A 22145-nucleotide genomic window follows, 5' to 3' on the forward strand; every position below is an offset into this window, starting at 1 on the left:
CTGTGTATTAGCTTCCTTGACAACTGTATTATCAGATACGTCTAAACAGAAAATACACACAGCGCTTAGTATATATTTAATTTTTTGCATTATTATATCTGCGTTCATATAACGATTTATTCACGCTTTTAGCTGCATCAACAAGCGGTTTGTAAGGTATGTCAGTTACATTTACAAAGCCTACATTGTAGTTTTCACCATCGTATGCTCGCCCCGTTAGTGGAGAGTCTATGTATTGAAACCAATGTGCACCAACAAAAAATGGGTTATCTATAACGCTATTCATATATTTTTTGTATTTAGTACCACGCTCTTGCTGAGATTGAGTGTGTATAAGACCTGGGTTTAATAGCCCAGAATCAAGCGACCCATTATGAAATTCACCTATTATGCTGGGCATGTCTATATCAGGTAAAAATGCCCAAAAATCTTCATTTAATCCCTCTCGGTAATAGTTGTAACTCATCACATCTACATGCGCGGCAGCGGCGGCTCTTATTTCAGGCGTCATGCCCCAGTCAGCAAAACGTGCTCCCATATTCAGCTGGTTGGGAAGATGTTTAGCTATAGCAGCGTCAACTACCGCAAAATACTGATTAGCATAATGAAACAACATCGCTGATAAATCGATATTAGTTTGCTCGTTAAACTGCGTAAGTGTCACGCCTGCAGCAAACTCATCCCATGAGGTAATACGTGTATTCCATGCTTTATTAAGTTTGCTAATTTGGCTGTATTTATTATTCATCAAGGTTACAAATTGCGCTTTTGTAGGGCTATTTTGAGCATTATTTTTAAGTGTATTAATTGCAATGCCGTAACGTCCAGCGTCTGAATTCATCTTCCCCCAGCTTTTTTCATTATCAATAAATACACCAACACACCAAGGACTGTTTTTAACTTGCTGGGCTACTTTTGCAAGCGTTACATCTGCGCGCTCAACGAATAATGGATCAAATGGGTCAGGTAATGGACTCCAGTAGTCGTTACCACTGCTTACCGTTTTGAAATTACCAATGATCCACGCGTTAGCAAAGTAAGGTAATTGGTTAGTATGGTAATAGTCTTCCTCTATCCAATTACCAAAAGAAGTAAAGCCCCATGAAAGCATGCGTTTTACAGTGGTGTTTTGCCACTGTTTCATTAAGTCATTGTTGTTATGAGTTTGATATTTTCGCTCTAAATTAGCGCGATAAAAGCTAAACGTTTCACCTTTATTAATTGCACCAATGTGAACTTCGCGTCTGTAGCCGTAGTTATCAGCAAAAGGATTGCTTGGTTCTGGTAGCCAATTAAACATATCAGATCTTAGTGTTGAGCTTTTATAACGTGTTGACCACGCAGTTTTTGGAGCTGGATTTAATCCTAATGAATCCTCTGGTGTTAAATCATTAGCTTCGCGCTGCTTAATATAGCTTTGGTCAAAATCGTACCCGGTAATGGTTGATGTATTTGCCATACGAACGTTATCAATACCGGTTGAAAAAAACAGATAGCCTTGTGGGTCTACTAAACTCCATTTGCCTTTGTATTTTTCGGTTCTAAAATATCCCGTTGCTTTTAATCGTGGACCGTTTTTCCAGCCACTAAATTTAGAACGTCCTTTAATTGGTGAGTTTTGTAACTCACCTTGCTCCTTTAGAGAAATAACTTGTAACTGCTCAGGTGAAGATATTTTATTGGTGAAGTTTAATTTTGCATTTTGACCAAATTTATCAACTAACCCTTTTAGATAGTTAGTATCAAAATTAGTTGGCTTTATAAGGCGCAAGTTGTCTATTACAATACGTTTATCTTCAAGTAGCCCTTTTACTCCAAATGATATTTTTACAATGCTGCTAACATCGATATTTTTTTGTCCGCCTCTATAGATTATTGGCGTATAACTGCTTTTCCAACTTGGTGGGTTTGAGCGAATACCTGAATTAACATTTAAATTTTCGCCTTTTAATTCTATGTAATACGTATTTTGAGACTTTGCTGGCACAACAACACTTCGAGTTTGAAATTTACCCGACTTATCTGCTGTTTTTATATATAAGTGTGTAGATACTTCATCAGGGTTTTGAATATCTAATGCTAGCGCAAAATTTCCAATAGCTTGCCAATCCCAGCCTTTTGGGTTTATGAATTCAAAGTCACTTTCTACATTAGATTTAGATTTTAATGTCACCGCTAATTTATGGTTTCCTCCTTCTTTTATTAATGCACTAAAGCCATTAATTGTATTTATATACTGACTGTAATTGTTTTGTTCAAAATCAAAAATTATATGTTCTTTTTTTAATGGGCTAACTGCTTTAGTTGAATCTTGATTCGACGTTTTCGCATTATTACACCCAGTAAGTACTGTTAAGCAAAACAAAGCGAATGATAATTTTACACTATAAGGATTGAAAATCATGTTGACCTACTATTGTGCGTATTAAATTATGTACTTTTAAGCATTTGTTGTTAGCAAAAAAGCGCTCAAACAGAAAAGATAATTACACACAGCACACTATAAAACAATTAACTGTCAACAATAATGCGCGCATTTATAAAAGGCACACAATAGTAGGAGGTACTTAAATACATATAATTCAGTGTATTAAATTGATTTTAATCTAAGGCTAGTTGCTTTTCTGGGTCGAAATTCGTTAAATCTAGGGGGGTTCAATCGTGGCGTGAAGTTTGTACCTCGTGGGCTCAGTAACTGCTCCTGTGTTACCCTACTGGCATACATTCATGTAAAAATAAGAAAAACAGCGCAAAACTTCCACGTCCTGCTCACGCCCCTTACCAACATCAATGTAGGCAACGAAGCGTTAATCATCCCTAGAAAGAACCCTTTAGGCAGCACATGTCTGGTATTTATGCTGCGTTATCGTCTGTATTATAGGAACAATCACACTACATAGGTTCCGCCTTGCCTAAAAAACAAACATACAGCTTTAAATTCAACCATGAAATATCAATACGCCCTAATATTTAGTAATTATTTTAAGTGGGAGTAAAATAGTTCTTCATAGCTAAGTAGAGTCAATATCTTATAAATTTTATGATAAATAATACAGCTTATCGGTATTTTTGTTGATTTAAACGCAAACAGAAGAGCTATAGTATAACATTGTTGATTCGTCAATTTTGCGGTGTTATATTATATCACAACATAGTAACCGCGAACCAATATATCCATGACAAAGTTAACATTAATCTCCTCTGCTATTTTTTCTGTTTTATGTTCTCAATCAGCTTTGGCTGCCACTATTACTGGCAAAGTAATGGATGACAAAAATCAACCAATTAAAAATGCCTCAATTCATGTACATGGCAAAAACCAAAGCGTTAAAAGTAACGATTTAGGCGAATTTGCTATAGAAATCGATGCAAATAGCCAATTACATATTAGTAAAGACAACTACGTAGACTCTCGTATTGCTGTTAGCGAATCTTCAAACAATCTGTCTGTATCACTTAAACCAACATCGGTTGAGACAGTGGTTGTTTATGCCTCTGCACTTCATAAAAATAGCCTCGAGATGATATCGCCAGTAAGCGTACTCTCAGGTGATGAATTAAGAAATAAATCAAAACCAACTCTTGGTGAAACTCTAAAAGGTTTACCAGGCGTAAATGCAAGTTACTTTGGCCCTGTATCATCAAGCCCAATTATTCGTGGTTTAGATGGCCCTCGCGTTAAAATCACACAAAATGGTTTAGATGCCAGCGATGCATCACGAATTGGTCCTGATCATGCTACATCGAGCGACAGTTTAGCAGCTGAACAAATTGAAGTTCTTCGCGGTCCAAGTACCCTACTTTATGGCTCTGGTGCAATTGGCGGTGTGGTAAACGTGGTTGATAACCGCATTCCTACTAGCAATATTGACGATTTAACAGGTGCTGCTGAATACAGCCACGACACTGTATCTAACGCAAACACAGTTGCTGCAAAACTTGAAACAGGTAATGACGGCTTTAACTTTCATTTTGATGGTACAAAACGTAGCGGCGATGATTACCAAACACCAAACTTTACTATCACCGATGATGATGGCGATGTTGAAAAAGAAGATTCAGTAGAGAACACCTTCATTGATAGCGAAACGCTTAACTTTGGTACTAGCTATGTTGGAGAGCACTTAACGATTGGTTTTTCTTACGGTAGCATTGATACCGATTACGGTATTCCAGGACATGAGCATCACCACGAGCATGATCACGAAGGCGAAACTGAAGAAGAACATGAAGAGCATGAAGATGAAGAAGCAGAAGAAGCCGTTTATGCACATTTAGAGCAAGACCGTTGGCAAGGGCTTGTAAGTTACGCCCTTCATAATAACTGGATTGAAACCATCAACCTACGTGTTGGCTATACAGATTACTCGCACAGCGAAATTGAAGATGGCGAAATTGGTACGACTTTTAAAAATAAAACGACTGAAGCACGCTTAAATGTAGAACATAAATTTGCTGATTGGCATGGCATGGTTGGCTATCACTACAGCGATTCTGACTACGATGCAATTGGTGAAGAAGCATTTACACCAGCAAGTGTAACGACAACTAACGCATTATATTTACTAGAAGAGCGTGAGTTTGGTGACGTTACAATTGAACTTGGCGCGCGTATTGAAGATTACAAAATAGAAAGCCAAATTTCAGAAGCTGAGCATGACCATGACCACGACGAAGCTGAAGAAGAACACGACGAAGAAACGCTTGATTACAGTAAAAGCTTTACTAATTTAAGTGTATCAGTGGGTGCAATATGGCAGTACAAACCGGGACATAGTATTGCGACAAGTATTTCTCATTCAGAGCGAGCTCCACTTTCTGCAGAGCTTCTATCTAACGGTTTGCACATTGCAACGGGTACGTATGAACTTGGCCTTGGTTATAACATTGAGGGTAATGAAGCACATTTTGAACCTGAAAATATTAAGCAAGAAACTTCAACCAACCTAGATTTAAGCTTTAGACGCTTTAGCGGCGACTTTGGTTACACCGTTAACTTTTTCTATAACGATATTAAGAACTTTTATTTCCAAGAAAATACAGGTTTAGTTTACGATGAAGAAGACGGTTTAGAATCAGCAATTGGTGCACATGATGATGCTGTTGCGGTTTATCAGTTTACCAGTAAAGATGCAGAGCTATATGGCATTGAATTTGATGCTCACTATCAAATTACATCAAGCGCTATGGTGAAAGTATTTGGTGATTCAACTCGTGCAAAACTTAAAGATGATGAAGGTAACCTACCACGTATCCCAGCCAATAAATTAGGCTCGGAGCTACAGTATGATTTAGGTGATTTACAACTAACGCTTACAGGTACTCATTACTTTGATCAAAACGATGTAACTGCATTTGAAACTCAAACTGATGGCTATACGTTATTTGATGCACAGGCTAATTACCAATTAGGCTTAGGCAGTGTAGATGCACAGCTGTATATAAACGTGGATAACATTACTGATGAGTTAGGTTTTGTACATAGCTCATTTATTAAAGATAAAGCCCCACTACCTGGCAGAAACTTCCGCTTTGGTGTTCGTGGTTATTTTTAATAATTAAAAAATAGTTTTTAGTTTATATATTTATAAACCGCATTTTATTAATGCGGTTTTTTATTTTTAGAATATATAATATCAATCGGCAATAATATTTGATCAATTTAAGGGATTAAATCTTACGTTAATTGCGTAAAAAATTCTGGTATACAACTGCATGGGTGCAAAAGGTAAAGTAATGCAGGAGCAATTAGTGATAACAATTAATTAAAAGCTTTTGCCTTTTTATCGATACTATTTTCTTAGCGCAAAATAGAACACTCAATTAATCGAATTTGAATTAAACACTTAAATTACAGACACAAAAAAGCCGCGTTCAAATTGAACACGGCTTTTTAAATTCTTAATTAATAGTTAAATTAAGAAAGGATTTCGTGTAACTCAACGTCAAATACAAGCGTTGAGAAAGGTGCGATTGCAGCACCTGCGCCACGTTCACCATAAGCAAGCTCATGAGGAACGTAGATACGCCATTTAGTACCTACAGGCATCATTTGTAATGCTTCAGTCCAGCCTTTGATTACGCCACCAACTGGAAATTCAGCTGGTTGACCGCGCTCGTATGAGCTATCAAACACAGTACCGTTAATTAGTGTACCGTGGTAATCAACACGTACTGTAGACTCAGCAGTTGGTTTTTCGCCTTCACCAGTCGCTAGTACTTCGTATTGAAGACCAGACTCAGTTACTGTGATTTCAGGACGTTTTGCGTTTTCTTCTAAGAATGCAATACCTTCGGCAGAAAGTACTTTAGATTCTTCTTCACGACGAGCTTGGATCTCTTCGTTAATCTTTTCGAATGCAGCTTGAATCTCAGGGATCTCAACTTGAAATGCGCTACCAGCGTACGCATCTTTCATGCCTTCAAATACTGAATTTAGGTTTAAGCCTTCAAAAGGATTAGACTTAAGTTGCTCACCCATTTGTAAGCCAATACCGTAACTTGCTTTTTCAGCATCTGTAGTAAAATTATCTGACATAATGTGTTTTTCACGTTTTGTTAGTTAAAAGACACGTATATGCTATCACAAAATAAACCCCGTTTGGGGCTAGTTTTTGCTGAGTTTTAGCTTAATTAGGCCAACAATATAACTACAAAGCGGTAAAGTGAATAAAATTCCAACAAGTAAAGGAGTAGCTAATAATCCAGATTCGCCAGACAGTAAAAATGGCACTGCAACTAAGCCTACTAAACCAATAAAAGCAGAGCCAATTACTGGCCAATGTTTATCATATTTAGTAATAAGATGGGCAGCCAAAATATTAAAACCAAGACCATAAGCAAAAGCGGTAATTAATGGATATTCTGGCTGTGCGTCGACCGCCATTTTTGCCAACAAGCTAATAGCACTTTGATAGCAGTAACCAAATACCACCCATAATAAAAGATGTTTTATTAATTGCTGTGAGGTTGATAGGTTCGTTGCTTTAGTCATTAATTAAACTCCACAAAGCAAAAAACCGCCTATAAGGCGGTTTTTTTTAAATAATGGTGGAGAGATAGGGATTTGAACCCTAGATGGGCTATAAACCCATGCCGGTTTTCAAGACCGGTGCATTCGACCACTCTGCCATCTCTCCGTACGGCGCGAATAATATGGTTAAACGTGTTACTTGTAAAGAGCTAAATATAAATTAATCGTAAATAATAATTAAACGATTAAAAACAAGTCATATTGCTCTTTTGTTACGCTATTTACTTCAATACGCTTATTAATTCAATACTCAGTAATATTGTTTAGGCCTGCGAGCAATCCAAGAACAAATCAAACAAGCCAATAAACTCAATGCCGTGAATGTTACACTTTGAAAAATTAAGTCAAACCGATTTAAATCATCACTTGGCACTATTACAAACATAAAAGCGGGGAGTACACTAAGGGCTAAAACATAACAACACACTTTAAATGCCCGTCCAAAGTCAAAACGTTTAGACTGTTGCATCCACAAAGTTAATAGTATTAGCATACCTATTGAAGAGCCTGCTATAAGGTGTGATGCATTTGTGCTCATTGCAACATACAGTGTTACAAAAGCACCAACAATTCCCCAAATTGACCACGCAAGCCAGTTTTCTTTTTCCTGTAAAAATAAATTTCCCATTGTTTTCGTCTTCTTTATCGTTATTTTTATTAAGACTTTCCATAATGTATCAAAAAACAACCGATTAAAAAACAAACTGAAGAAGAATTATTAACTTTTGTGCTTCCAAGCGCTTCTCACAGCCAAACCACTAACTTCTTTATACTACTCTAGGCAACCTTAATGAATTATGACTATGCAGATTGCATAAAGTTCATACTATTTCACAAGTTACTAAAATAATGTTCTGGTGTATGGCGAGGCGACTTTTTACACTCGACTTGAGGAGTGCCAATGTATAAGTAACCTACAATTTCATCTTGCTCATGTAAGTTAAGCGCTTTTTTGACCGCCCTACTTTGTGCAAAGTAACCTGTGCGCCAAACCCCACCTAAACCTTGAGCAAATGCAGCTTGTTGCATTGCTAATACACTGCAGCCTGCACTTTGTACTTGCTCAATACGAGGAACTTTTGGGTGTTCTTGATATTTAGCAATTGCTATTACAATCATAGGCGCACGCAGGGGAAGCTCTTTAGCTCGGTTAATTACTTTTTCTTCCTGTTGCTCTGCCACTGCACTTCGATGGTAAATTTCACCCAGTTTATTGCGTGCATCACCTTGAGCAATGATGAACTGCCACGGTGCTATACAGCCATGATCAGGAACACGTAATGCTGCTTGCTTAATTATGTCGAGCTGCTCAGGCGAAGGGCCCGGCTCTGTTAGTTTAGAGTCTGATTGGCGGGTAAGTAAAAGCTCGATAGCGTTCATAACGATTCCTCAAAATTCAAAACGATAGAGTAACATTTAAAACCTTAAATAATAAATACCGAGAAATTAAAATGCAAAACGGCCGCAAAGGGTCAACTATGCGGCCATTAATAAAATACATTTAATGCGCTATTTTTTTATAGCGTTTCGCTTTAACCAGTAATCAATACTAACAAATCGCCCGCCGCCCATAAAAAATAAACTTAGGAGCATAGCAAAATAAATTGCCGAAAATTCTATGCCATTATTTAAAATAGATGGTTTACCTTTTTCGTATAGGTAATCAGGAAAGCCGTGTTCTTCAACTAAGCCACGAATTTTTCCTATCCTGTCTTGTACTTCTAGTGAGTTTTCGAGGCTTTCTTTTGCACCCGGGATAGATAACCAATCGAGTACTTGCGCAGCACTTGTTTCTGGATTAGTCGGCGCTATTGCAAACCACCCGTTATGCCAATGTACTGAAGTAGCCGCTACAACCATTGTGAACATAAGCGGGATACTCACCAAGCGAGTTAAAAGGCCAAATAATAACAACCAACCACCTAAAAATTCACTCCATCCAGCTAAGAAAGCGAGTAAATCAGGAAACGGTAAGCCTAAACCCCATTCACTATTACCAAACCATTGGACGACATCAGGCGATGCTAAAAAGTTATTTAGAAAGCCTTCTGCTTCAGTGCTTATAGCAAGTTTGTTATAACCTGCGATAATCATAACGGGAGCTAAAATCAAGCGAAATAGTAAAGCAGGTAAACCATCTAAAAACGATAGTTTACCCAATATTATGTTATAAAAACTGATTAGTTTATTCATGCGTATCCTGCGTGTTCAATGTTTATTAAGTTATAGACTATAAACAACAAAGACCGTATAAATTGATAAACTATTTCAATTTATTTACAAAGGTTAAATACTCCTCGCCACTTGTAGGGCTTCAAAAATAGCGCGTTTAGCATCAATTGCAGCAGCCAATTTAGCTCCACCTATCACATGCACTTTTGCATTATCTGTGTAACTTTCTAGTACTTCGTTGTTAGAAACCTGACCAATACAGGCAATAACAGTATCTACTGGCAGTACTTGAACTTCTCCTGCAACATTAATTGTTAATCCATTTTTATCAAAACTTTGATATTGGCAATCCGCAATTTGTTTAACGCCATGCTGTTTAGCAACTTGGCGATGTATCCAACCAGTTGTTTTACCAAGCTCACTACCAAAACGACCCGAACTGCGTTTTAACATATACAATTGACGCTCGTCTTTATGAGGTTGTGCATCACACTCAATTCCCCATTGCGTTTTAAACTCGCTAATAGATTGTGATTTATGTTCACTTAAAAAAGCAACCATATCAAAACCAATACCGCCAGCACCTAAAATGGCGATTGATTTGCCCAGTGCTACTTCTCCGCGTATAACTTCGTCATAAGCAAACACACGCTTATCGTCACTACATTTAATAGAGGCTTCACGTGGCCTAACGCCTGTTGCAAAAACAATATCATCATAATCTTTAAGCATTGAATCGTCGTAAGCTTTACCAAGCTCCACAGTTACTTTTAATCGCTCGAGCTCATTAGTGAAGTAAGTAAGTGTATGGTTAAAGTCTTCTTTACCCGGTATCTGCATGGCTAAATTAAATTGCCCGCCCATTTGCGATTTTTGATCAATTAACGTGACGTTGTGCCCTTTTTGAGCCAAGTAACAACTGGCTGATAAACCAGCAGGACCTGCGCCGACAACTAATACATTTTTAGCTTTTGTTGCTTGCTCTAGCGGGTAGTCCAGCTCAAATGCCGCTTGTGGATTAACTAAACAAGTAGCACGTTTATTTTTAAATACGTGATCTAGACAACCTTGATTACACCCAATACAAATATTAATTTGTTTAGATTGATTGTTTACGTACTTATTAAAAAACTCAGGATCAGCTAATAATGGACGTGCCATCGAAATTAAATCAGCCTCGCCTGCGTTTAGAATATCGTTCGCAATTTCTGGAGTATTAATTCGGTTAACGGCAATCACAGGGACATTAACTACGTCTTTTAAACGCTTTGATGCTTCTTTAAATGCACCCGGTGGCACCATACTCGCAATAGTCGGTACACGCGCTTCGTGCCAACCAATGCCAGTATTAAATATATCAACGCCCACTTTTTCAAGTTCGGTAGCCTGGATGATAACTTCCTCTGGTGTTGAACCGTTTGGAATTAAATCAATGACCGACAATCTAAAAATAATTAAGAATTTTTCAGATACTTTTGCTCTTACAGCTTTAACTATTTCAAGTGCAAGTCGCATTCTATTTTCTAGGCTGCCACCAAATTCATCATCGCGTTTATTGGTGTGCGGCGCCATAAACTCATTAATCAAATACCCTTCAGAACCCATCACTTCTACACCATCGTAGCCGGCTTTTTCGGCCATATAGGCAGAATGCGCAAAGTCTTTAATTGTTTTTTTAATCGAGCCAAGCGACATCGCTTTAGGTTTGTAAGGATTAATAGGTGCTTTTATTGCACTCGGTGCTTGATTGAAAGGATGATATGCATAACGTCCAGCATGTAGTAGTTGCAAACAAATTTTTCCACCGTGTTTATGCACAGCATCTGTGTAAGCGCGATGCTTAAACACATCGTAATAACTATTAAATGAGGAAGAAATAGGTGTTAGCTTGCCTCGTAAATTAGGGCTGTATCCGCCTGTAATTAACATTGCGGTGCCACCTTTTGCACGAGCTTCATAAAATGCGCGTAAACGTTTGCGGTTATGCCAGCCCTCTTCAAGACCTGTATGCATTGAGCCCATAACTAAGCGGTTACGTAATTGTGTGTGTTTTAGTTGTAATTGTTGTTCTAACATCTTGTGCCCCGTTAACTGGTCTAACCTGTATACATTAGCTAATTCTGCTTTAATGGCAAGTAATAAGCAATATGTGCATGCATTTAATTAAAAATAGCAGTAAAAACTTACGTTTATACAGGTTCATAAACACTTCGTTACGATTTAGCAGTTAAATTTATTTTTATTCTAGGCTAAGATGGAACTAATGTATTAACTGTACCAAATTAAGGAGCTATTTTGATAGCAAAGGTATTTAAAGGTATTTGGGCTGGAATTAATTTTTCTCGTCGCTTAATACTAAACATTTTGTTTTTATTACTGGTAATTATTTTCTTTGTGTCACTCTCAAGTGACGATGATCAAATAATAGTTGAAAATGGCTCTGTACTTAGGCTTAACTTAAATGGCCCTATTGTTGAAGAGAAAACATATATAGACCCAGTTGAAGCCGCAATTAGTGATGCAACCTCTGGTTCTGAAGCACCAAGCGAAATATTACTCGACGATATTGTTGAAGTAATAAACGAAGCGACTAAAGACGATCGCATCACGGTGATATTGCTTGATTTACAAGAGATGCCTAAAGCACATTTGAATAAACTTAAGCAAATTACAAAGGCTATTGATGCTTTCAAGCAAGCTGGCAAAAAAGTAATTGCATCGGGTTATTATTATACTCAAGCACAATACTATATTGCATCGCATGCTGACGAAATTGCTATGCACCCATACGGAAGCGTAGGTATTGAAGGTTATGGCATGTACCCGCTTTACTTTAAAGATGCACTTGAAAAACTTGAAGTAACGCAGCATATTTTCCGTGTTGGTACATTTAAGTCAGCAGTAGAGCCTTTTATTCGTAACGACATGTCTGATGCGGCTAAAGAAGCTAACCGCGTTTGGTTAGGCGCTCTTTGGAGCGAATACAAACAAGATGTTGCCGCTGTTCGCCCATTTGATGAGTCAAATTTTGACGAGACAATGGACGTATATCTTGAAAAAATGAAAGCTGCAGATGGCGATGCAGGTAAATATGCACTTGATCATCAGTGGGTTGATTCTTTAAAAACAAATCAACAAGTACGCAAGCAATTAATTGATTTAGTGGGCGCACGAGAAGATGGCAAAACATTTAAGCAAGTTTCATTTCGTGAATACTTAAGCTTAGTTAAACCACCGATTGAATTTGATAACCCTATTACCGAAAAAGTAGCGGTAGTTGTTGCTAAAGGTACAATTGTTGATGGTGAGCGTAAAGCTGGCGAAATTGGTGGCGACTCTACAGCAGCCCTACTTCGTAAGGCACGCCTTGATGATAAAGTTAAAGCGGTTGTACTACGTATAGACTCTGGTGGCGGCAGTATGTTTGCCTCTGAAGTTATTCGTGCTGAGGTATTAGCCCTTAAAGCTGCTGGTAAACCTGTTATTGCTTCAATGAGTTCTGTGGCTGCATCAGGTGGTTATTGGATTGCCTCTGCTGCAAACGAAATTTGGGCAGCACCAAGTACAATCACCGGCTCTATTGGTGTATTTGGTACGTTTATGACATTTGAGAAAACCTTATCTAAAATTGGTGTTTATTCAGATGGCGTTGCTACAACCGAAATGGCTGGTTTTTCAATCACTCGCCCTCTTAACGAAAAGATGGGTGAAGTAATTCAAATGAGTGTTGAAGAAGCATACGGTCGCTTTTTAGCTGTAGTTGCCGATGCGCGTAATATGACTCCTGAGCAAGTAGATAAAATAGCACAAGGTCGTGTTTGGATTGCATCTCAAGCGCAAGAACTCGGTTTAGTTGATAAGCTAGGCGACAAACAAGATGCGATTGAAGCCGCTGCTGCACTTGCTAAGCTTAATCATTATGAAGTTAAAACAATCAAACAAGATTTAAGCCCGCAAGAAAAAATGATTCAAGACATTTTTGGTAATGCGTCTATTAAATCTATGCTTGGTTTGCAAACACAAAAAACATCTGTGTTAGCAACACAAGCTAATTTACAAAGTGTTATTAACCAATTAAGCACTGAAGTTGAAAACCTTAAAGATTACAACGATCCACAAGGTGTATACGCACGCTGTTTAGTGTGTAATGTTGCACAATAAAAGTGCATAGCTTCACCTAATCAGCTGTATTTAAAGCTGCTTAACGTTATACTAGGCCCAGTTTTTTTACTGGGCTTTTTTTATGAAACGTAAACGCATTTATATCGCTTATACAGGCGGTACTATAGGTATGAAAAAATCGAGTCGAGGCTATATTCCGGCTGAAGGTTTTTTAACAGAAACCGTAGTAAATAACGCAGAATTTAATCGTGATGAAATGCCTTTGTTTGATATTCACGAATACTGCCCTCTTATAGACTCATCAGATATGTCGCCCGAGCATTGGCAACTTATTGCTGATGATATCAAAGATAAATATCAAGACTATGACGGCTTTGTAGTCCTACATGGTACCGATACCATGGCATATACAGCCTCAGCACTGTCATTCATGTTCGAAAATTTGACTAAACCTGTGATTGTAACCGGCTCTCAAATACCGCTCTCACAATTACGTTCTGATGGCCAAGTAAACTTGCTTAATGCCATGTATTTAGCTGCAAATTATCCTATTGCTGAAGTAAGTCTCTTTTTTAATAACCAACTGTTTAGAGGTAATAGAGCAACTAAAGCACACGCGGATGGGTTTAACGCCTTTGCATCGCCTAATCTTGATCCTCTCGCGTTATCGGGTATTAATATTCAACTTATTAAAGGTCAGCTTAGCCCATATGTTGAAAATGAGCTGCAAGTTACACCTATAACACCTCAACCTATCGGAGTGCTTTATCTGTATCCTGGTATTAGCCAAGAGGTAGTTAAAAGCTTGGTCAATGGCAATATTAAATCACTGGTGCTACTTAGTTTTGGTGTTGGAAATGCACCACAAGATCCGAGCTTTTTGTCAATACTCGAAGACGCAAGTAAGCGCGGTGTTGTCATTATCAATTTAACTCAATGTTTAAAAGGCCATGTAAACATGGGCGGTTATGCAACAGGTAATGCTCTGTTAAATATTGGTGTAATTAGTGGTTACGATATGACACTTGAGGCTTGTTTAACTAAATTACATTATTTACTGAGTCAAAAGCTAGAGGTCGAGACAATTAGGCATTTAATGCAAGACAATTTGCGCGGCGAGTTAAGCCGTTAATTTTTAAGGGCTAAAAATACAAAAGGCACGCTAAATAGCGTGCCTTTATCGTTTTAAACAACTGCTTATTATCTAACTTTAGCGTCTATATCTACTAAATCAGTTAAATGACACATTTCACCACTGTGGGTTTTTATGCCGTGCTCACCAAAGTAATCACGCTGGGCTTGAACTAAATGCCCATTACTCGGTGTCGTTAATGTTGCTAAATACGTTTGTGTAGCTCCCAATACAGGGAATGCTAAACCAGTCATTATTGCTTGACCGGTAATTTTTCGTAAAGATTTAGACTCTTTTTCAAGAGTGTCAATAAATTCAACACCTTGTGCAACGCTATCTAAGTAATCAGCACGGATAATACAACCTGCGCGCCACGTTTGAAGCGTTTTAGATAAATCTACTTTCCACTGATGAGTACGTGATGCACCTTTAATTAGCGCTAAACCTTGACGATACGCAAGTAAACTTGAAAGTAAGAAGGCCTCTTTTAGCTCTTCCAGATCAATTTCAACATTGTTCGTTGATTTAGATGCATATGTCATTTCTTGTGCAGCCGTTGTGTTACATGCATTAGTTAAATGACGAGCTTGAACAGCAGCAACAAGTGAAGGAACAGCAATACCAAGTTCGAGTGCATTTTGCGCAGTCCAAAGACCTGTACCTTTAGCGCCAACTTTATTATCAATTAAGTCCGCAAGCGGTACATTATTATGATTTTCAAGTGACAATATATGGCTAGAAATAGACAGTAAGTAACTATTTAATTGACCCTCTGACCAGTCATTAAATATCTCAGCTACTTCTTTTGGAGAACGATTAGTACCTAAACGAAGTAATTGATACACTTCTGCAATAAGTTGCATCAGTGCATATTCAATACCGTTGTGAACCATTTTTACAAAATGACCACTTGCTGATTGGCCAACACGTGCAAAACACGAATCGCCATTATAGCTAGCAGCTACTCTTTCAAACCATGGCTCAATACGTTCCCAACCACCTTCAGAACCACTTGCCATCATTGCAGGACCATGACGAGCGCCTTCTGCACCGCCAGAAATTCCCATAGTGGCAAATTCAAATTTATTTTGGTATTTAAGTTTACGCGTTATACCGTCTTTATAATTACTATTACCGCAATCGACTATCATATCGTCACAATTAACGCCGGCCTCTACAAGTTCATTACAAACTGTATCAACTAACTCACCAGCAGGAACAAGTAATAAAATAGAACGAGGTGCCTCTAAACGCCTTACCATGTCACTTAAATCAGAGACAATGTGAAGCCTATCAGCCATGCCTTGTGATTTGGCACAACTTAGTAACTCTTCACCCGCATGTGGGTTTTTATCATAAGCGACTAGCGTTATGCCTTTTTCAATCAAGTTTAAGGCAAGATTTTTTCCCATAACGCCTAACCCTACTAATGCAACTTGCATCTAGTGTCCTCCTCGGTAACAACTATTTGGTTAGAAAATTCAGTGTATAAATTAAATAATACCGCGTGCATTATACTCATACAGTCATAAAATACTAACTATGAGCTCATACAACATGCTTTTTTATTACAGATAAATAAGCTACGTAATTATATCAAACATCAATGCTCTCGGGTGACTAAAAGCAACGCTAATTGAAATTAAGATCATTGACGCATTCTGACACCGGTGTCATAATGATGACACAATAGTTTTGTATAAAATAGTGGCAAACCTTTGAAGTTTGCACATAATTAAAATATTTTAATCTAATATAGATATTTTAATTCAACAAAATAACGTCAACATGCTTTCACCAAGCAAACAGGAGAAATTGATGCTAAGACGCACAAAAATAGTCGCTACCCTTGGACCTGCTACCGATAGAGATAACAACTTAGAAAAAATTATTATCGCTGGGGCTAATGTAGTACGTTTAAACTTCTCACATGGTGTTGCCCAAGATCATAAAGACCGTGCGCAAGCTGTACGCGATATTGCAAAAAAATTAGGCAAGCATATTGCTATCCTTGCTGACCTTCAAGGCCCTAAAATCCGCGTTTCTACTTTTAAAGAAGGTAAAGTAACGCTTGCTGTGGGTGCAAAGTTCACTCTTGATGCAAAAATGGAAAAAGGCGAAGGCGATGTTAACTCTGTAGGTATTGACTATAAAGAATTACCTAACGATGTTAGCCCTAACGACTTACTACTTCTAAATGACGGCCTTATCCAACTAAGTGTTGATAAAGTAGCTGGGCACTTAGTACATTGTACTGTAACTGTTGGCGGTGTTTTATCTAATAATAAAGGTATTAACCGTTTAGGTGGTGGCTTAACTGCTCCAGCATTTACCGAAAAAGATAAAGAAGATTTAATCACGGCCGCTGAAATTGACGTAGATTACATTGCCGTATCATTCCCACGTAGTGGCGACGATATGCGCTACGTACGCTCACTTGCTGAAGCTGCTGGTTCAAAAGCGCAACTACTTGCAAAAATTGAACGTGCTGAAGCCGTTGAAACACAAGAAGCTGTTGATGACATTATTCTAGCGTCTGACGCAGTAATGGTTGCTCGTGGTGATTTAGGTGTTGAAATTGGTGATGCTGCACTTATGGGCAAGCAAAAACTAATTATTCGTCGTGCTCGTTCATTAAATCGTACTGTAGTAACAGCAACACAAATGATGGAATCGATGATCGATAACCCTATGCCTACACGTGCAGAAGTTATGGATGTTGCAAATGCTGTTCTTGATGGAACAGATGCTGTAATGCTTTCAGCTGAAACTGCAGCGGGTGATTACCCTGAAGAAACAGTGGCAACTATGGCACGTGTTTGTTTAGGTGCAGAGTCTCAAAAAGAAACACACGTTTCTAAGCATCGTTTAGATAGTCGCTTTTCTAACAACGCTGAATCTATCGCGCTTTCTGCTATGTATGCAGCTAATCACTTAGATTCGGTTAAAGCAATTATCACACTCACTGAATCTGGTAGCACGGCTAAATTAATGTCGCGTATAAGCTCAGGTTTACCAATCTACTCGCTATCTCGTCATGCAAGTACATTAGGCCAAACAGCACTTTATCGTGGTGTTTACCCAGTATTTTTTGATTCTACAAAAACTGAAAAAGACGGTATGGTAAAAGCGGCACTTGATACGTTAGTTTCTCAAGGTTCTTTACAGACTGGTGATACAGTAATTATTACTCACGGTGACTCAATGGAAACTGTGGGCGCAACTAACACAATGAAAATTGTAACTGTTGCGTAATTAATTAGTAAATATAAAAAATGCGAGCTAAGCTCGCATTTTTTATATCTGTAGTAAAGGCGTTGGTTTTAACTTGCTAGTGCTGCTTTTACTTTATCACGGTAGCTACGGCTTACTTTAAGCTCTTGTCCGTTTTCAAGTACTAATAAATACTCACCACTTACCTGCGTAACCAACTTACTAATTTGTTTTGTATTTACTATTGCACTGCGGTGTACACGTACAAACAGCTGAGGGTCGAGCTCTTGTTCTAGCTCTTTCATTGTTTTACGTAAAATATGTGTTTGACCATCTTCACAATGTAAACACATGTAGTCGCCAGCAGCATCAACCCATTGAATAGTAGCAACGGGGACTCTAACTATTTCCCCCTGCTCTTTTACAGCGAGTGACTCTGGGTAACGCCTGTCTGTTAAGGTGTCGCCAGTGGCTAATTTTTTAAGAATTTCTTCGCAATTATTACCAGTAATCCCGGCTACAAAACTCGCTAGTTTTTTCTTATGGGCGTTGTCTTGCTGCGTTTTTAAATAGGTATGCACTTTTTCTACCGCCTGTTTTAGTCTGTTATCATCAACGGGTTTTAAAATGTAATCTAAAGCATGAATTTCAAAGGCTTTAACTGCAAATTGATCAAAAGCAGTTACAAATACAATCGCAGGTAATGCTTTTGTGCTTTCACTAAGCGCTCGGGCAACTTCGAAGCCATTCATGCCTGGCATTTGTATATCTAGAAATACTAAATCTATTTTTTCGTTTTTACACGTTTCAATAGCATCAGCACCTGAGCTGCATAGTTTGATTACTTCAATATCAGCAAATTCTGCAAGCCTTACATCTAAACCTTTACGTGCTAATGGTTCGTCATCAACAATAAGTGTTTTTATTTTTATCATTTCTTCACAGCCTTCTCAAACGGGATCCGCAGATTAACTTTTAATCCACTTGGCGTATTATGTGATAATACAAACGAATAATTATTTTCGTAGAGCGTTTTTAATCTATCTTTTGTGTTTGCTACACCAACGCCCTGTGCATTGACTAACTGGCCATCTTTTATATCTGTACCCGGGCCGTTATCGCCAACTTCTAATAATAATTCGTTAGCAAACACCTGTGCTTTAATGTCTATTACACCGCCTTGTGCTAAATGCGCAATAGCGTACTTAATTGAATTTTCAATAATTGGTTGCAAAATTAAGCTTGGTAATAATGCTTGTTTAGCTTCTTCGCTTACTTCAATGTTAATTTTTAGTCGTTCGTCAAAACGAACACGTTCAATTTCAAGGTACAACATAAGTGCATGCAGCTCTTGCTCCAACGGCACTTTTTTAATTGGATCGGTATTGAGTGTATAACGCAAAAAGTCACTAAGCTTCGACACCATTAAATTAGCATCTTTGTTTTCTTTTACCAAAATTAATGTGGAAATAGCATTAAGCGTATTAAATAGAAAATGAGGATTAAGCTGGTATCTCAACATTTTTAATTGTGCTTCGTGTGCCATGGTTGTCGCTTTAAGCGCTTTTTGGCGTTCACCTTGTAGCAATTGATAATACTTAACACCAAAATATAATCCACTCCAGCACAGTATAATATAAACTGAATCTAAGCCCTGCTGTAAATAATAAAACCACTCTTGGGGTCTGTAACCATGGCGGTAAATTTCCCATAAATTAAACTTTTGAACTACTGCCCACAAAGTACCCGTGACATAAGAAGCACCAAATACAACCAGCATCAGTACCCATGGCGACGCATTCCAAACAGTACGGTAAATATAACGAAGTGGCACTGTCATTAAGCAACCAGCGTAAGCATTGAGTAAAATAACAAATACGTATATATCACGCATTTCAAATACTTTGGAGCCTATGTAATTTACTAGCGCGTAACCAATCCAGCCTGCAATTTGCAAAAGCCAAAAAAAGCGTTGTCGGTTATCAACCAAAGATTGCCAGTTCAAAATTTACTTTTACTCCAAGGGGTTTTAATTCAAATGATATAAAATTTATTTTTAAACAGGTCGTTATTTTTATTATTCTAACGACAGAAATCAGTAAAAAAGTTAATTTTTATAATAATTATATTTCTCATTATATCGATTTATAAGAATGTTTAGCACTACAAACTGTCTTGGTTTTTAAGAGCCTTAACGCAAAGTTGTGTGCTAGGTGTAATAAAAAAGCGAAAGGCTTTAACCTTTCGCTTTTTTAAAAGCTATTTACTCAGTAAATAATTATGCAAGTTTGTCAGAAGCCACTTTATAAGTAGGATCTTCAATTACATTTACTTCAACTAAATCGCGTGCTTTGTGTAGTAACTGCGTACAGTCTTTACTTAAGTGACGCAAATGAAGTTGTTTACCTGCTTTTGTGTATTTGTCAGCAAGTGTATCTATCGCTTCTATTGCACTGTGGTCAGATACGCGGCTGTGTTTAAATTCAACAATCACATTTTTAGGATCATTTTTCACATCGAATAACTCAGAAAAGTTTTTAACAGAGCCAAAGAATAACGGACCATGTAGTTCGTACACCTTAGCGCCTTCTTGATCAATGTAGTTAGTTGTATATATCTGCTTCGCATGCTGCCAAGCAAATACGAGTGCAGATACAATAACACCAACACACACAGCAATCGCTAAATCAGTAATAACCGTCACGCCCGACACAAGAACAATTACAAATGCATCTGATAATGGTACGCGCTTCATCATTTTAAAGCTTGCCCATTCAAATGTACCAAGTACTACCATAAACATAACACCAACAAGTGCAGCTAATGGGATCATTTCAATTAAGCTAGAGGCAAAAATAATAAAACCAAGTAGCATAAGTGCAGCGCTTATACCTGATAAACGAGAGCGACCACCTGAATTAATATTGATCATTGATTGACCAATCATTGCACAACCACCCATTGCACCAAACATACCACAGGTAATATTTGCAGCGCCTTGACCAATACATTCTTTATTACTATGACCACGAGTTTCTGTAATCTCATCAATTAAGCTAAGCGTTAATAATGATTCAATTAAACCAATAGCCGCTAAAATAAGTGCATATGGGAAGATAATTTTCAGTGTTTCTAAATTAAAAGGCACCATAGGTATATGAAATTCAGGTAAGCCGCCAGCGATTGTTGCAGCTTCGTCACCAGTCATTCCTTTTAAGAAATCTAATACTGTATGCGCCTCTAAATCAAATCCAATCACTAATCCGGTTACCGTTACAATGGCAACTAGAGATGAAGGCACTGCTGTAGTCAATTTTGGCAAAAAGTGGATTATCGCCATGGTTAATGCAACTAAACCAAGCATTATAAATAATGGATTACCTGTCATCCATTCTTGTCCGCCCATACCGTCTGGCACTTTAAACTGCCCTAGCTGGGCTAAAAATATAACAATTGCTAACCCGTTTACAAAACCAAGCATTACCGGATGAGGAACCATACGGATAAACTTACCGAGTTTAAATACACCCGCGAGAATTTGCAGTATTCCCATCAGCAACACAGTTGCAAATAGATACTCAACACCGTGATCAAGCACTAAACTTACCATGACAACAGCTAGTGCACCGGTTGCACCTGAAATCATACCAGGGCGACCACCAAAAATAGCCGTAATTAAACCAACGATAAACGCGGCATATAGACCAACCAAAGGTTCTACATTTGCAACAAAGGCAAACGCAACTGCTTCTGGTACTAAGGCTAACGCCACAGTTAATCCAGATAGAATATCGTTTTTAGCAGAGCTAGGCGCCCTACTGAGTAAGTTAAACATTGAGGTCCTCAAATGGTGTAATGGGTATCAAAAAAAGCGCTAAATTCTACCAAATTAGCGCTCAGTTAACAATTGTCATTATGTGGTTAAGCTAAACTAAAAATGGTTTAGCTTTTAAAAGAAGTGCTTTTACAAAGGAAGGGAAGTACTGCGTTTTACACATGTCATTGTTACATTAGAATGTACTTCTTGAACGTATTCTAAGCTTAGTAAATTATCGCGCACAAAATGCTCATACCCTTCTATGCCTTGTGAAATTATGCGCAGCATAAAGTCCATGGTACCAGCCATAGTGTAACACTCTGTTACCTCGTCGTAGCTCATGATCAGCTTTTCAAACTCAGCAAGATTCTTTTTACCGTGATTTGATAAACGCACATGTGCATATACAAGCATATCAAAGCCAAGTTTTTTCTCATCTAAAAGAGCCACTTTGCTTTTTATATAACCATCTTGCTCTAGCTTAGCGATTCGACGCCAGCATGGAGATTGAGACAAGCCTACTTTATCTGCAATTTCTGCGGTTGATAAACTAGCATCTTGTTGTAAAAGTGCCAATATTTGGCGATCTACGTGATTTAGAGACATTTTATTTCTTATTTATCAAATAAACTGGTTAAATTATACAACCATTTTAA

Annotated in this window: 16 protein-coding genes and 1 tRNA gene; 4 read left to right on the forward strand and 13 right to left on the reverse strand. The window is 37.9% G+C overall.

The annotated features are described in order from the left end of the window. Positions 1 to 76 precede the first annotated feature (76 nt). The gene (locus tag EU510_RS04655; RefSeq protein ID WP_149592464.1) at positions 77 to 2404 is read right to left on the reverse strand and encodes a beta-galactosidase; all 2328 of its coding nucleotides are present in this window, start codon (positions 2402 to 2404) and stop codon (positions 77 to 79) included. A gap of 772 nt (positions 2405 to 3176) precedes the next feature. Here EU510_RS04655 and EU510_RS04660 point away from each other — a divergent pair. Further along, a complete protein-coding gene (locus tag EU510_RS04660) occupies positions 3177 to 5555 on the forward strand; it encodes a TonB-dependent receptor (protein ID WP_149592465.1) in 2379 nt (792 codons plus the stop codon). A 362-nt stretch (positions 5556 to 5917) separates the two neighbouring features. On the opposite strand, the gene EU510_RS04665 is transcribed toward EU510_RS04660, so the two are convergent. The 7 genes from EU510_RS04665 to EU510_RS04695 form a co-directional block, all read right to left on the reverse strand. After that, complete coding sequence (locus EU510_RS04665) at positions 5918 to 6538, reverse strand: FKBP-type peptidyl-prolyl cis-trans isomerase (protein ID WP_089347571.1); 621 nt, start codon at positions 6536 to 6538, stop codon at positions 5918 to 5920. A gap of 69 nt (positions 6539 to 6607) precedes the next feature. Beyond that, a complete protein-coding gene (locus tag EU510_RS04670; RefSeq protein ID WP_149592466.1) occupies positions 6608 to 6994 on the reverse strand; it encodes a hypothetical protein in 387 nt (128 codons plus the stop codon). A gap of 54 nt (positions 6995 to 7048) precedes the next feature. Beyond that, positions 7049 to 7139 (reverse strand) — tRNA-Ser (locus EU510_RS04675). Positions 7140 to 7283: 144 nt separating this feature from the next. Further along, on the reverse strand, positions 7284 to 7661 hold the full coding sequence (locus EU510_RS04680; protein WP_149592467.1) for a hypothetical protein: 378 nt from the start codon (positions 7659 to 7661) through the stop codon (positions 7284 to 7286). A 203-nt stretch (positions 7662 to 7864) separates the two neighbouring features. Beyond that, the gene (locus tag EU510_RS04685) at positions 7865 to 8413 is read right to left on the reverse strand and encodes an NAD(P)H nitroreductase (RefSeq protein ID WP_149592468.1); all 549 of its coding nucleotides are present in this window, start codon (positions 8411 to 8413) and stop codon (positions 7865 to 7867) included. A 129-nt stretch (positions 8414 to 8542) separates the two neighbouring features. Next, positions 8543 to 9226: a DoxX family protein gene (locus EU510_RS04690; RefSeq protein ID WP_149592469.1), complete on the reverse strand. Its 684-nt coding sequence runs from the start codon at positions 9224 to 9226 to the stop codon at positions 8543 to 8545. Positions 9227 to 9319: 93 nt separating this feature from the next. Next, positions 9320 to 11281 carry an FAD-dependent oxidoreductase gene (locus EU510_RS04695; RefSeq protein ID WP_149592470.1) on the reverse strand — a complete coding sequence of 654 codons (1962 nt, stop codon included), beginning with the start codon at positions 11279 to 11281 and terminating at the stop codon, positions 9320 to 9322. A 219-nt stretch (positions 11282 to 11500) separates the two neighbouring features. Here EU510_RS04695 and sppA point away from each other — a divergent pair, with 219 nt between their 5' ends. Together sppA and ansA are read left to right on the forward strand one after the other, a co-directional pair. Then, on the forward strand, positions 11501 to 13366 hold the full coding sequence (gene sppA / locus EU510_RS04700) for a signal peptide peptidase SppA (protein WP_149592471.1): 1866 nt from the start codon (positions 11501 to 11503) through the stop codon (positions 13364 to 13366). A gap of 82 nt (positions 13367 to 13448) precedes the next feature. After that, complete coding sequence (ansA, locus tag EU510_RS04705) at positions 13449 to 14459, forward strand: asparaginase (RefSeq protein ID WP_149592472.1); 1011 nt, start codon at positions 13449 to 13451, stop codon at positions 14457 to 14459. 68 nt (positions 14460 to 14527) lie between these two features. On the opposite strand, the gene gndA is transcribed toward ansA, so the two are convergent. Next, complete coding sequence (gene gndA / locus EU510_RS04710) at positions 14528 to 15901, reverse strand: NADP-dependent phosphogluconate dehydrogenase (RefSeq protein WP_149592473.1); 1374 nt, start codon at positions 15899 to 15901, stop codon at positions 14528 to 14530. Between the two features lie 376 nt (positions 15902 to 16277). On the opposite strand from gndA, the gene pyk reads away from it, so the two are divergent. Then, complete coding sequence (pyk, locus tag EU510_RS04715; RefSeq protein ID WP_149592474.1) at positions 16278 to 17714, forward strand: pyruvate kinase; 1437 nt, start codon at positions 16278 to 16280, stop codon at positions 17712 to 17714. Positions 17715 to 17782: 68 nt separating this feature from the next. On the opposite strand, the gene EU510_RS04720 is transcribed toward pyk, so the two are convergent. From EU510_RS04720 to EU510_RS04735, 4 genes are all read right to left on the reverse strand, one after another. Continuing rightward, complete coding sequence (locus EU510_RS04720; protein ID WP_149592475.1) at positions 17783 to 18607, reverse strand: LytR/AlgR family response regulator transcription factor; 825 nt, start codon at positions 18605 to 18607, stop codon at positions 17783 to 17785. Further along, complete coding sequence (locus EU510_RS04725) at positions 18604 to 19677, reverse strand: sensor histidine kinase (RefSeq protein ID WP_149592476.1); 1074 nt, start codon at positions 19675 to 19677, stop codon at positions 18604 to 18606. Before EU510_RS04725 ends, EU510_RS04720 begins: the two co-directional genes overlap by 4 nt. 273 nt (positions 19678 to 19950) lie before the next feature. Beyond that, positions 19951 to 21507 (reverse strand): SulP family inorganic anion transporter, encoded by a 1557-nt coding sequence (locus EU510_RS04730; protein ID WP_149592477.1) that lies wholly within the window; start codon positions 21505 to 21507, stop codon positions 19951 to 19953. A 129-nt stretch (positions 21508 to 21636) separates the two neighbouring features. Continuing rightward, a complete protein-coding gene (locus EU510_RS04735) occupies positions 21637 to 22095 on the reverse strand; it encodes an Lrp/AsnC family transcriptional regulator (protein WP_002960703.1) in 459 nt (152 codons plus the stop codon). Positions 22096 to 22145: the final 50 nt, after the last annotated feature.

The sequence above is a fragment of the Pseudoalteromonas sp. FUC4 genome, from assembly GCF_008370255.1.
Lineage (GTDB): Bacteria > Pseudomonadota > Gammaproteobacteria > Enterobacterales > Alteromonadaceae > Pseudoalteromonas.